We start from the raw sequence: 12,800 nt of genomic DNA, 5'->3' as shown, positions 1-12,800 counted from the left end.
CCCCTTTCCCCTTATTCCCCGGGGCGAGGGGATTGCTTTTTGCATGTTTGGGTGTATATTGTAATTGTTAAATATAGTATATAAAAGAAATGGATAGTATTAAAGGAAAAAACAGCATTCCGGTCCAACGGAAAACGATGAAGGAGGGAGATTATGCAGAGCATTTACCGCACCTGCCCCACCAGAGACGGCTCCGAAATTCAGTACATCGATATGGGGGAAGGAACACCGGTCCTTTTTATCCACGGATTCGGAAGCAATGCCGAATCTCAGCTTCCCTACTTTGAGTTTTTAAAAAGCAGATACAGATGTCTGACCTGGAACCAGCGCGGGTTCGGAGGGACCAGCGCGGAGAGAACCGTAGGCCTTGACCAGTCGGCCAGGGACATGAAGGATCTGATGGAATACCTGGGGCTGAATGACGTTGTTCCCATCGGATATTCCCTTGGCGGCGTGGTCCTGTTTTCCTACATACGGCTGTTCGGCACCGAGTGCCTGGGCAAAATAATCCTGGGAGATACGACCCCCAAATTTATAAACGACGAAGAATGGAAGATGGGCCTGTACCAGGGGTGGTATACGAAGGAAGCCTTTCTGAGAGACATCCAAGTCATGAAGACGGATTACGACGCCTGGATGCTCTATTTCGCCGTGCAGACCCTTCTCCCCCATACGCCTTCCGAGCGCAGGGATTTCAATTACAAGCCGGAATTGCTGGATGTCCTGAAAAAAGCGATCGGAGACACACCGGCGCTTTATGATATGCTGCGGGTGCCGGAGGAGCAGAAGAAGAGCAATGTCCGCTACTGGGAGCAGATGGACTACGATTTCAGAGAGATTCTGCCCGGCATCGACGTTCCAGCAGCGCTGATGTTCGCCTCTCCCGGTTCGGTATTCGACCCTCGGCTTGCGGAATATCTGGCCGGGAAGATCCCCGACACTAAAACTTTCCTCTATGAAAACAGCACCCATATGTTCCGCGTGACCAAAGCAAAGCAGTTTTTGGGAGATATCGTATCCTTTGTGGGATGATGCAGCGAGGCATTGATGAAAAATTCCGGACGAGGCTTATAGCCTCGTCCGGAATTTTTATGCCTGTTTGGTGGAAAGGCGGGAAGCGTCAAACGGGAACCGATGGGTTGAGAGTTTCGCTTTTTCCTCTTATCGCTATACTCTGAGAAACGGCAAAGACGAGGGCCGCCACAAGAATTGCGACAGGGAGAGCATTGCTAAGGTTTCCGACGAGATTGAGAGTTCCGGTCAGGGGGACAAGCGTGAAGAGAATAAAGGATGTGGCCGCGATGGCGGTGGCCGGCGGGTCCACATGGGTATCGCCAAATAGGAGAAAAGCTCTTGCCATGACGTCCGCCAGGAAGACGGCCAGCATGCCGCCGGCCAGTCCCCACCAGACGTTGCCGCCGCTCATCATCATGCCGTAGGCGGCGCAGAGGCTGATATGATGGGTCACATAGACCGGAGCGCCGAACTGGAGAAAGAAGAGAGAAACCACGGATATCGCATACGGAATATAATACGCCACAGGAGCGGTGGAAGGATACTGCAGCATAACATGCGTAACCCAGGTGGCTCCGCCGCCGACCATAATTCCGATAACGACCTTTTCGGCAGCCGTGTTTCCATACGGAAGCCAAGTGGCGGAAGAATTGACGCTGAAACGGCCACCCGCTTTTCTGATTTCCTGCGGAGCTTTATTGAATATTTCACCCAGGCCGCCTTTGCCGAAAATGAGCTTTGAAATGATTGCCGTTGCGAAAACAGTAAACGCAGTGGTATCCAGCCTGCCTGCCCATACCGTTCCCAGCCAGACGCTCATGGCGTAGCCGAGAAGGCCTACAAGTCCCCCCACGACCAGGACGTCCGGCTTTTTCAGACTGACAAGCGGAGTAAAGATATCCCTCCCGGAAGGAATATAACCTCTTCGCCGGGCATAAGCCGCCGCAGCGACGGCTCCGGCAAAACCTACCTGCGGGCCATAAAACGCGCCGAAGGAAAGAGTGCCGAGAATACTGAACTGTACTCCCGCGGCTCCGGCAACAACCCCGAACAGAGTCAGGAAACCGGAAAACACATATGCAGCCACGCCGCCGAAAGCCGCGCCGAAGCCACCGCCGCAAAACGCGGCGAACAATACCAGAAGATCCATGACCACACCCCCATTTATTCCATAAAATAAAGTAGTTTAAAAGAATGCGCGGTCAGCTGAGACAACCGGCCGCGCATTAAAAAAGGAGCGATAACTTTTTATACGTATACAGGATTATTTTTTCCTGACGGGCAGGCCGATCATCCGGCGGTACTCGTCGGGCGTCATGACCTCGCGGCCCAGCATACCGGCCATGGTCTTAAAGAGCTTGAAGTGTTCCGCGTTGTTTACGATCTTGTCATCCTTATGGGGCCACTTCCAGACGGTATCCTCCATACCGACGCGGATGTGCAGGCCCATGAGCATGGCAAAGGTGGCAAGATAGCTGGAGGCGCGGCCGGCGGCGCAGACCATGACGCTGGCCGTATCGTCGATGTCCATGATGTTGTTGTAGGTGCGCATCAGGCCCTCCACCATCTGCCGGGGGTTCTGCATGGGGCTGCAGCCGGGGACGGCGGCCAGGATGATCCAGTGATAGGGCTTCTGGAGAAGGCCGGGCTTAATCAGGAAACGGTCGGCGTTGTCCACGTCGGCGTCGGTGTAAATCGCGATCTGGGGCTTGACGCCGCAGTCCTGGCAGATCTTGGTTTTCTCGATCATGGAGTAGGGCGGCTTTGCAAAAAGCGTGTCGCCGTAGAGAACCGCCACCGTGTTAATGGGGGTCACCTCCAGGAGGCCTTCCTTGAGAAAGCTCTCCATATGAGGCCATTCCGCAGAATCCAGGGCGCACATGCAGCCGTCAAACACCGTGTCGGGGAAATCCCTTTTCAGGGGATCGATCACCTTATGGAATTTCTCGGGATCGAGAACGTTATAGCCGTTTTCGTCCCGGACGTGGATATGTACGATGGGAGATCCCGCTTCGCAGGCTTCCCTCGCGGACTTGGAGATTTCCTCTAGGGTCATGGGATGGTTGGGGTTGCCGCGACTACTGAACATGGCGCCGGTGATGGTGGTGGAGATGGCGATCTTTGGCGGGATCTTCCAGGCGGGCTGGATATCCACGCCGTTGCTGAAGCGGCTGTGGGACGGGTCGATGATTTCCGGAAGCCCGAAGGGCATCCAGATAGTCCGTATGGAATCGTTGAATTCTTTTATATATTCCCAATTGATTTTATCCGACATGACATATTCCTCCTATGAATCAATCAAAATTTACGGGTTACCGCTGCGCTTCCAGAATTTCTTCCGTGCTAAGGTAGGTAAGGTCCAGCCCTCCGTCGATAAGGGCGGTGGTGCCGGTGACAAAGTTGGATTCCTCGCTGGCGAGAAATACGGCGTAATTGGCCACGTCTTCGGGATGCACCCAGCGGCCCATGGGGTTCTTTCCGCTGATGAGCTTATTGAACTTCGGGGTGAGGTACAGGGCGCGGCCCATGGGGGTCATGCCCCAGGACGGGCAGATTGCGTTGCAGTTGATCTGGTATTCGCCGTATTCGCAGGCCATGTTCTTGATCATGCTGATGACGGCGGCCTTGGAAATGTTATAGGGCGCCTGCAGAGGGTTCGGGAAGATGCCGCCGCTGGAAGCCATCTGAATGACTTTGCCCTTCTTCTTGGGCACAAAGCGCTTGAGAGCCTCCTGAGAGCAATACCAGCTCCCGTAGATATTCACATTGACGCATTTTTTGAAAAAGCTGTCGTTCTGTTCGTGAATCAGGCCCTCACCCGCATAAATACCGGCATTGTTCACGACAATATCCAAGATACCCAGCTGTTTGTCCACTTCCTTGAAGGCGGCGATGACCTGTTCCTGGCTGGAGATGTCGCAGGTTACATAGATAGCCTTCCCGCCTTCCTTCAGGATCTGCTCATGGGTGGGCAGCTTATAGTCGTCGTCATCCTCCAGACCCAGGCCTACCTTTGTTGTAAGATCCAGACACGCCACCTTGGCTCCCTCGCGGGCGAAACGGATTGCCATCCTGCGGCCGTATCCGGAACTGGCGCCCGTAATGACCGCTATTTTCCCTTCGAGTCTACCCATTACTATTACCCCACTTTTCTGAATTCAGCATAATTTTGCTGTAATTAAATTTTAGTATTATAAAAATAGTGTGTCAAGCCCCAAAATAGAATTCTATGAATTGTCCAATAAAACACTCGTAATATGTAGTAATTGCATAAAAATAATAGCGATATAACAAAATACGGATGAAAACATGAAAATATAAAAAGTAAAATAGTGATTCTTATCAGTTTAAGATTTCAGTTATACAAAAATCTAATTATCATAAATTATACAAAAAACAGACTTGCAAAATAGGTAATTTGCTGGTATGCTGGTAGAAGTATTTTAATTGGAATAAAAATTGATTAAAGCAAAATATAAACAAAGGACGTATTGTTCGGCATGGAAATGGAAAATGTTATTATCGGGAAAAAACTAAAAACCTTACGGACGGACGCAGGGCTTACCCTGCAGGAGGCGGCGGAAGCCATCGGCGGCTCCATCGCACACCTGTCGCTGGTGGAAAACGGACGGAGCGGTATATCGCTTTCAAAGCTTCAGCGGCTGCTGACCCGTTACGGAAAGACTATGGCCGACCTTGTGGAAGACAGCGATCTGTCTGACAGCAGAGTAGTAACGCTTTCTACGGCAAAACACCTGGGCTTTTTCGGAGAAGGCGTGGAGGCGCTGCTTCTCGCAAAAGACGTGCAGAACAAGGCTATGGAGCCCTCCTATTTCCGCGTGGAGCCGGGAGCGACGGTGGGGCCGATGCAGCATGTGGCGGGCGAGGAATGTCTTTTCGTATTGGACGGCAGGATGAAGATCACTCTGGAGGACCCGAAAAGCGGCGAGACCAGCGAATACAATCTCGAGTCGGGCGCGACGATCTATTATGACAGCACTCTGATCCACACCGTGACCAACACGGGAAATAAGCCCCTCACTTTCTACGGATGCTGCACGCCGGCGGCGTTTTGAATTCAGCCGTCCGGAAAAGAAAACCGGATTCGCAGATAAAAAAACAGAAAAAGAAACCCGCCTGCAGATTGCAGGCGGGCTTCTTTTTCCTAATGCATTACCCCGCGGAGGACTGCCCGAGAAGGGTGCCGTCCGGGAGGCTGAAAACCGAATCGGCGGATGAGATGCCGCTGATTTTCTGGGAGGTCATCCGGTATACAAGGGCACCGTTTTTTTCCGTCTCGGCGGAGACCAGAAGGCCGGAGGCGACGTCCACCCAGTAACGCCGGACATATCCCGAGGAATCGTCGCTGGTTCCGGCGAAAACGCAGCTGAAACCGTCCCTTTCCACAAAGCCCGCGCTTATGACGGAGGCGGGATCCAGGTTCAGGACGTCCTCGTAGGTGGGGATGCGCTGTTCGGCGTCGGAGGTAAAGGAACCGACGGGGCCGGAGTAAAAATCCGAACCCGACCCGTACCAGACATAGACGGTGTCCGACGACATGATCACATGGCGGGTATCCTGGCCGCTGCGGTAGATGTCCTGGCGGACAAGACCGTTGTCCTCCCAGATATTCACCGTGACGGAAGAGGAGCCGCCGTCCCAGAAGGTCTCCACGGTAAGGGTCCGCTGATAGCTCTCGGAACGGTCCTCCGCCAGGGTGGCCACCACCGCCTGGACATTGGAAACGGTGACTTCCACAGGTGTGTAATCCCCGCCCGTTTCCTGCCCGGTGCCTCCGCCAGAAGGTTCCGCGCTGCCGGCGGGACTGGGCAGCACCACAGCGGGCGTAGTGGAAAAGAGGGAAAGGCCGAAGACGGAGAAGATGAGAATCACCAGGACCGACACCAGCACGGAAAGGGTGACGGTTTTCTTTTTTTGCATAAAACGTCCTCCCCTTTCCCGAAAAATATCAGACTGGAATGGAAAAACGGACGCCGCGGAAACGGCGCCCTTACAGGGGTTTGAACTCTTCCGGCGGGGTTTCCCGGCGGCCGAAGCTCCACAGGACCGCATCCGCGATCCTCCGGCAGGCATGCCCGTCCCCGTAGGGATTCACGGATTTTGCCATAGAGGCGTACGCCGCGGGATCGGTAAGCAGCTCCCGGGCGAGGCGGACGATCTCCTCCCTTTTGACGCCGGCAAGCTTCACCGTCCCGGCCGCGACGGCCTCGGGGCGCTCGGTTTCCCGGCGAAGCACCAGGACGGGCTTTCCCAGGGCGGGGGCCTCCTCCTGAAGACCGCCGGAATCGGTGAGCACCATATAGCAGCGGGCCATGAGGTTGTGCATGTCCTCGGCGGAGACGGGGGAAATGAGCCGGACACGGGGGACGCCGGAGAGAATCCTTCTGGCGGTCTCCCCCACCACGGGGCTCAGATGCACCGGATAAACCAGTTCCACGTCCTTGAATTCCACAGCGATGTCCCGAAGAGCCAGCATGATGTTTTCCATAGGTTCTCCGTAATTTTCCCGGCGGTGGGCGGTGACCGCTATGACGCGCTTTGTTTCGAAGGGCAGATCCGAAAGCTCGGGGCTCACGAAGCGGTATTCCTTCCGGACGGTGGTTTTCAGCGCGTCGATAACGGTGTTCCCGGTGACGAAAACGCCGGTTTTAACCCCCTCCCTGCGGAGGTTTTCCGCGTTTGAAGCGGTGGGGCAGAAATGAAGGTCGGCAATGGCTCCGGTGAGGCGGCGGTTCATCTCCTCCGGAAAGGGAGAATATTTGTCGTAGGTGCGCAGGCCCGCCTCCACATGCCCCACCCGGATTTTCCGGTAAAAGGCGGCGAGGGAGCCGGAAAAGGTGGTGGAGGTGTCCCCGTGGACCAGCACCAGGTCGGGAGAAGCCTCGCTAAGCACTTCCTCCATGCCGGAAAGGCAGCGGGTTGTGATTTCGGTAAGGCTCTGGCGGGGGCGCATGATGTCCAGGTCGTAATCCGGGCGGATCCGGAAGATATCCAGCACCGAGTCCAGCATCTCCCTGTGCTGGGCGGTGACGCAGCAAAGGCTTTTCACACCCGGTCTCGCCTGAAGCTCCAGGACCAGGGGCGCCATTTTCACGGCTTCGGGCCGGGTCCCGAAGATGGTCATTATCTTGAGATCATTCATTGCCGTCATCCTTTGAATCGGTTGGTTCGGGGGAAACGGGGGGAGACTGGTTCTCCGCTCCCGGAGCGGAGGGGCTGTCTTTGTCGCCGGGGGTTTGCCCGTGACCGTTATGGTTCAGATGGGAATTCCCGTTTAAGTAAACGCGGATGGCGATTCCTCCGGCAACGCACAGGGTCAGAAGAAAGAGCATGGCCTTGATCTCCCCGCTGCTGGTGAGCACCACTGCGGAAAGACCCAGGACCGCGCTGATGATGTACAGAATGGCCACCGCCTGTTTCTGGCTGAAACCCATGTCGATGAGTCTGTGGTGCACATGGCTCCGGTCGGGGGACATGGGGTTTTTCCCGCTGGCGACGCGGCGGATGAAGGCGAAGGAAGTGTCGAAGATAGGAAGACCCAGGATCAAGAAGGGCACCGCAAAGGACAAAATAGCGTAAAACTTGAAAAGTCCCTGGATGGACACCACCGCCAGCACGAAGCCCAGAAAGGTGGCGCCGGTGTCCCCCATGAAGATCTTGGCCGGGTTTTTGTTATAGGGCAGAAAGCCCAGGCAGGCCCCGGCAAGGGCCGCCATGAGCACGGCGATATCCCCTTCCGACACAAGAAACGCGACGACGAGCATAGTGACGGAGCTGATGGCGGAGACGCCCACCGCCAGCCCGTCCAGCCCGTCGATGAGATTAACGGAATTGGTGATGGCCACGATCCAGATCACGGTGAGAGGAACGGCCAGAACGCCCAGGTGCAGATAGGGCTGGGCAGAGAAGATATTCGGATTGGAGATGGTGTCCACCAGATTGCCGTGATAGACCGCCACCAGGGCGGCGGCGATCTGCACCACGAATTTGAGACCCGCCCGCAGGGGCATGATATCGTCGATGACGCCCAGGGCCACGATGATGACGGAGCCTAAGAGCATGCCTCTCACGGGCAGGGTGATATGTCCGAAAATCAGGATGCTCACAATGAAGCCGAAGAAGATGGCCAGTCCCCCCAGACGGGGAATGGGGACTTTGTGCATCCTGCGGGAATCCTTGGGAACGTCGATGGCGCCTATCTTCTGGGCGAATCGCTTGACGGCAGGCGTGATTCCGAAGGAGACCGCCAGAGCCACCAGAAGGGTGCCGATCAGATACAACAGAATCGGAAGGTTCCCTGTCATTTGGAAATCTCCTTTACGGTATGCCGAATTACTTTCATTTTTTTAAAAAGCCTACCTTATCCTTGACCAGACTGAGAGTGGGTTCCGCCATTGCCGCGGCACGCTGCGCGCCGATGCGGCAAAGCTCCTCCAGATGGTCCCTGTTTTTCAGAAGATCTTCGGTTTTTTCCCGGATGGGACGGAAAAGCTCCACCACGGCCTCGCCCACGGCGGGCTTGAAGCGGCCGTACCCCTGACCTTCAAATTTCGCCTCTACGGCCTCGGGGGTTTTCCCCGTGGCGGCGGCGTAAATGGCGATGAGGTTGGAAACGCCGGGCTTATCCGGAGAGCGGCGCACTTCGGAGCCGCTGTCGGTGACGGCGCGCTTGAACTTCTTCAGGATATCCTCGGGCCTGTCCAGCAGGAGCACGTATGAATTGGGGTTTTCCGAGGATTTGCTCATTTTTTTCTCCGGCTCCGTGAGGCTCATGATCCTGGCGCCCACCTGAGGAATATAGGGCTCTGGCATGGTAAAGACATCGCCGTACAGGGCGTTCATCCGCCCGGCCACGTCCCGGGTCAGCTCCACGTGCTGCTTCTGGTCTTCCCCCACGGGGACGAGGTCGGCCTGGTACAGGAGGATGTCGGCCGCCATGAGGGCCGGATAGGTGAAAAGACCCGCGTTCACGTTGTCCGCGTGGGAGGCGGACTTGTCCTTGAACTGGGTCATGCGGGAAAGCTCCCCGAACATGGTGTGGCAGCTTAAAATCCAGGCCAGCTCGGCATGGGCCGGAACATGGCTCTGGACGAAAACGACGCTCTTCTGCGGGTCCAGTCCGCAGGCGATGAGCTGGGCGAAGAGCTCCAGGGTCTGGCGCCGGAGCGTTTCCGGGTCCTGACGCACGGTGATGGAATGCATGTCCACCACGCAGTAGACGCACCGGTACTCCTCCTGCAGACGGACCCAGTTGCGAAGCGCGCCCAGGTAATTGCCCAGGGTGATATAGCCGCTGGGCTGGATTCCGCTGAAAATGATTTTTTGATTCATCGGTCACACGTCCTGTATTATTTCAGATAATCCCGCAGGCAGTCCCCCAGGATACCGACGCCCTTTTTAATCTGTTCGTGGGAGGGCACCGTGAAGTTCAGGCGGAAACAGCGGTTTTTGGGATCGGATTGCGTGTCGAAGGTAGCTCCCGGCACCGCGGCAACGCCGCGTTCCACGGCAAAGGAACAGAATTCCTTCCCGGAGTAGCCCTCGGGAAGCGTACACCAGAGAAAAATGCCGCCCTGGGGCCTCGTAAAGGCGACGCCGGAAGGAAAGTTTTCCTCCATGCACCGGAGCATGAGGTCCCGCTTTTCCCTGTAGTGCCCGCAGCAGTTTTTGATATGCGCGTCGAAGTCGTTTTCCTCTAGGTACCGGTCCACCAATATCTGAAAGAACTGATTGGTGTGCACGTCCTCCCCCTGCTTGGCGACGATCATCTTTGCCATGAGATCTTTTTGGGCGACGGCAAAGCCGATGCGGATACCGGGGGCGATGACCTTGGACATGGAACCGGAATAGATCACGTGGCCGGTCTCGTCGAAACTCTTGATGGCGGGCAGGGGCTCGCCGGAGTAGCGAAGCTCGGTATAGGGCGCGTCCTCCAGGACCATGACGCCGTACTTTACCGCCAGCTCATAGACCTTCCGGCGGCGAGGAAGACTCATGGTGACCCCCATGGGATTCTGAAAGTCCGGAATGGTATAGATGAGCTTGGCCTTTTTCTCCCGCTTCAGGGCTTCCTCCAGGGCGTCCGTGTCCATCCCGTCGCCGTCCATGGGAATGCCCACGAGGCGGGCGCCGAAGGAACGGAAGGTGTTGAGTCCGCCGATGAAGCTGGGGTTCTCGGAAAGAACCGCGTCCCCCTCGTTTACAAGGCACTTGGCGGACAGGTCGATGCACTGCTGGCCGCCGGAGACCACAATGAGGTCGTCAAAGGGCCGGCCGATGCCGAATTTTTCCGAGAGCCTTTCGGTAAGCCTCCGGCGCAGGGGGGCATACCCCTCCGTGATGCCGTACTGCAGGGCGGGGACGGCTTCCCGGTCGAAAATCTCAAGGGCCGCGGCTTTCAGCTCCGGAACGGGAAATTCGGCCGCGGAAGGGCTGCCCGCCGCAAAGGAAATGATGTCCGGGTTCTGCACCACTTTGAACATTTCCCGGATGGCGGAGGGGTTCAGGCCAGACATGCGGTCCGATAGTTTGATATCCATTCTTGCACATCCTTTTTGGGATGGGTTCCGCGCCGCCGACAAGGACGCGGAGAACGCCGGGACCCCTATCTTTTAACTTCATGCGCAGGATATCACCGCGATAAACGCAGGAAAGACGGCGCATGAAGATTTTGCCATACTTTCGCACAGCAAAATCTGGAGACCGGCATTTGTGCCTATTGTAACACAAAGCAAAGTTGGTTGGCAATCATTCTTCCAAATGAGGAAAAAGGATTTTTACACAAAATCCTTACGGTTTTTTACAGAAGTCTAGACGGGAGCTGCGCGCTCCCCGCTGGGGGTAACTTTTTGTTTCTGCAAAAAGTCACCAAAAACAGACCAAGAGGCCCCGGCCTCTTGGAGCTCCGAGGAGGGGTGCTCCGGTGTGTGCTCTTAATGAGAAATTGACTTTTAGTAGTTTCGAACGCACGGACAGCCCGGTAACAAGAGGTCTGTTTTACAGCCCGCGATCGGGACTCTCCGTATCATGGGTTGTGGGGTTCAAGGGGTCTGCGAAAACGCACTGCTTGCGGCGTTGAAGAAGGTCGAGAAATAATATTATGTTAACCTAATTGAAAACGGTATAAATTAAAAACGAAAGATGTTCGTTCGGAGGCAAAATCCTCCTGCGCCTTGACAAGGGCGGAAGGTTAAAGATATGATAGGCATGCCAAAGAAAAATTATCCGGAGGCGCGGGAATGAATCAGAATCAGGACTATTTCAACCAAATGGAAGAGCGCATCCCCAGGGGGGGCGTTCGCACCCGCTTTGCACCCAGTCCCACGGGATACATGCACGTGGGCAATCTGCGCACGGCGCTGTACGCCTATCTTATCGCAAGAAACGCGGAGGGGACCTTCCTTCTGCGCATCGAGGACACCGACCAGGCGCGGTATATCGAGGGAGCCACCGACGTCATTTACCGAACCCTACGGGAGTGCGGCCTGCGACACGACGAGGGGCCGGATCTGGGAGGACCCTGCGGCCCTTATATCCAGACGGAGCGCCGGGAGATTTACAAAGCATACGCCGAGCGTCTGATCCGGCTGGGCGGCGCCTACCGGTGCTTCTGCGACGAGGCGAGGCTCCGGGAGCTGCACGAGGAGGGCACGCCCGGCGGAAAATACGACGGAAGGTGCGCCAATCTGTCCCCGGAGGAATCGGACGAAAAGGCCGGGGCCGGGGTTCCCTTCGTTGTACGGCAGAAAATTCCCAGAGAAGGCACCACCACGGTAAACGATATGGTATACGGCCAAATCACGGTGGAAAACGACACCCTGGACGACAATGTGCTCCTCAAGTCCGACGGGCTGCCGACATATAACTTCGCAAACGTGGTGGACGACCACCTCATGGGCATCACCCATGTGGTGCGGGGCTCGGAATACCTCTCCTCGGCGCCCAAGTACGACCTTCTCTACAAAGCCTTCGGCTGGGAGATCCCACAGTATATCCACTGCCCGCCCGTGATGCGGGACGCGCAGCACAAGCTTTCCAAGCGCCACGGAGACCCCACCTACGACGACCTCATCCGGGAGGGATACCTCCCCGAGGCGGTTCTCAACTACGTGGCACTTCTGGGCTGGAGCCCCGGAGGCGAGCGGGAGGTCTACAGCCTCGAAGAGCTGGCGGAGATCTTTTCCATCGCGGGAATCAACAAGGCACCCGCTATCTTCGACAAGGCGAAGCTGGACCACTTTAACGCCGAATATCTGCGCGCTCTGCCTCCGGAGCGGTTTCTCACTCTTGCGGAGCCCTACATCCGGCAGAGCGTGAAAAATCCGGCCATCGACCCTGCGCTCATCGCTCCCCTGGTGCAGCCCCGGTGCGAGAGGCTGACGGATATCCCGCAGCAGGTGGATTTCTTCGATATCCTCCCGGAGTATGATTCAGAGTATTATGTAAACAAGAAGAGCAAGACCGACCGGGCGATTTCCCTGGACATGCTGTGCCATGCGGAAAAGACGCTGGAGGAACTTCCCGACTGGGAACGGGAGACCATCCACGACGCCCTCATGAACCTGGCGGCCGCCCTGGGGGTCAAGAACGGCACCCTCCTCTGGCCGGTGCGCATCGCGGTTTCCGGAAAACAGACCACGCCGGGAGGCGGCGTGGAGATCTGCCACATCCTGGGCCGGGAGGAGAGCCTCAGGCGCATCCGGACAGGGATCCGGATGCTGGAGGGAGAGTAAAGCGGATTTCAGGCAAGGCTTACCCCTTCCCTG

At 56.4% G+C, this 12,800-nt stretch carries 11 protein-coding genes; 3 read left to right on the top strand and 8 right to left on the bottom strand.

Features of this window, described 5'->3' with window-relative positions; genetic code table 11:
• Positions 1-153 precede the first annotated feature (153 nt).
• Positions 154-1,032: an alpha/beta fold hydrolase gene (locus B9A13_RS00710; protein WP_084233124.1), complete on the top strand. Its 879-nt coding sequence runs from the start codon at positions 154-156 to the stop codon at positions 1,030-1,032.
• Between the two features lie 88 nt (positions 1,033-1,120).
• On the opposite strand, the gene B9A13_RS00705 is transcribed toward B9A13_RS00710, so the two are convergent.
• The 3 genes from B9A13_RS00705 to B9A13_RS00695 all read right to left on the bottom strand — a co-directional run bounded on the left by B9A13_RS00705 (position 1,121) and on the right by B9A13_RS00695 (position 4,148).
• Positions 1,121-2,164 (bottom strand): DUF7973 family transport facilitator, encoded by a 1,044-nt coding sequence (locus tag B9A13_RS00705; RefSeq protein WP_084233123.1) that lies wholly within the window; start codon positions 2,162-2,164, stop codon positions 1,121-1,123.
• Between the two features lie 114 nt (positions 2,165-2,278).
• Positions 2,279-3,289, bottom strand: coding sequence for a 3-keto-5-aminohexanoate cleavage protein (locus B9A13_RS00700; RefSeq protein WP_084233122.1), 1,011 nt, complete (start codon positions 3,287-3,289; stop codon positions 2,279-2,281).
• 37 nt (positions 3,290-3,326) lie between these two features.
• Complete coding sequence (locus B9A13_RS00695) at positions 3,327-4,148, bottom strand: SDR family NAD(P)-dependent oxidoreductase (RefSeq protein ID WP_084233121.1); 822 nt, start codon at positions 4,146-4,148, stop codon at positions 3,327-3,329.
• 366 nt (positions 4,149-4,514) lie between these two features.
• On the opposite strand from B9A13_RS00695, the gene B9A13_RS00690 reads away from it, so the two are divergent.
• Positions 4,515-5,090, top strand: a complete 576-nt coding sequence (locus B9A13_RS00690) for a helix-turn-helix domain-containing protein (RefSeq protein ID WP_084233120.1) — start codon at positions 4,515-4,517, stop codon at positions 5,088-5,090.
• 97 nt (positions 5,091-5,187) lie between these two features.
• Here B9A13_RS00690 and B9A13_RS00685 read toward each other — a convergent pair whose 3' ends face one another.
• From B9A13_RS00685 to B9A13_RS00665, 5 genes are all read right to left on the bottom strand, one after another.
• On the bottom strand, positions 5,188-5,955 hold the full coding sequence (locus tag B9A13_RS00685; RefSeq protein ID WP_084233119.1) for a hypothetical protein: 768 nt from the start codon (positions 5,953-5,955) through the stop codon (positions 5,188-5,190).
• Positions 5,956-6,025: 70 nt separating this feature from the next.
• The gene (gene wecB, locus B9A13_RS00680) at positions 6,026-7,177 is read right to left on the bottom strand and encodes a non-hydrolyzing UDP-N-acetylglucosamine 2-epimerase (protein ID WP_084233118.1); all 1,152 of its coding nucleotides are present in this window, start codon (positions 7,175-7,177) and stop codon (positions 6,026-6,028) included.
• Positions 7,170-8,339 (bottom strand): glycosyltransferase family 4 protein, encoded by a 1,170-nt coding sequence (locus B9A13_RS00675; protein WP_084233117.1) that lies wholly within the window; start codon positions 8,337-8,339, stop codon positions 7,170-7,172. The genes wecB and B9A13_RS00675 overlap by 8 nt, the downstream gene beginning before the upstream one ends.
• Positions 8,340-8,373: 34 nt before the next feature.
• Positions 8,374-9,366: a tryptophan--tRNA ligase gene (gene trpS / locus B9A13_RS00670; protein WP_084233116.1), complete on the bottom strand. Its 993-nt coding sequence runs from the start codon at positions 9,364-9,366 to the stop codon at positions 8,374-8,376.
• A gap of 17 nt (positions 9,367-9,383) precedes the next feature.
• On the bottom strand, positions 9,384-10,574 hold the full coding sequence (locus B9A13_RS00665) for an aminotransferase-like domain-containing protein (protein ID WP_084233115.1): 1,191 nt from the start codon (positions 10,572-10,574) through the stop codon (positions 9,384-9,386).
• Positions 10,575-11,273: 699 nt separating this feature from the next.
• Here B9A13_RS00665 and gltX point away from each other — a divergent pair.
• Positions 11,274-12,767 (top strand): glutamate--tRNA ligase, encoded by a 1,494-nt coding sequence (gene gltX, locus B9A13_RS00660; protein WP_084233114.1) that lies wholly within the window; start codon positions 11,274-11,276, stop codon positions 12,765-12,767.
• Positions 12,768-12,800 lie beyond the last annotated feature (33 nt).

This window comes from Papillibacter cinnamivorans DSM 12816 (assembly GCF_900176335.1).
In the GTDB taxonomy this organism is placed as follows: Bacteria; Bacillota; Clostridia; order Oscillospirales; family Oscillospiraceae; genus Papillibacter; species Papillibacter cinnamivorans.
This window is presented reverse-complemented; position numbering and strand designations above follow the sequence as displayed.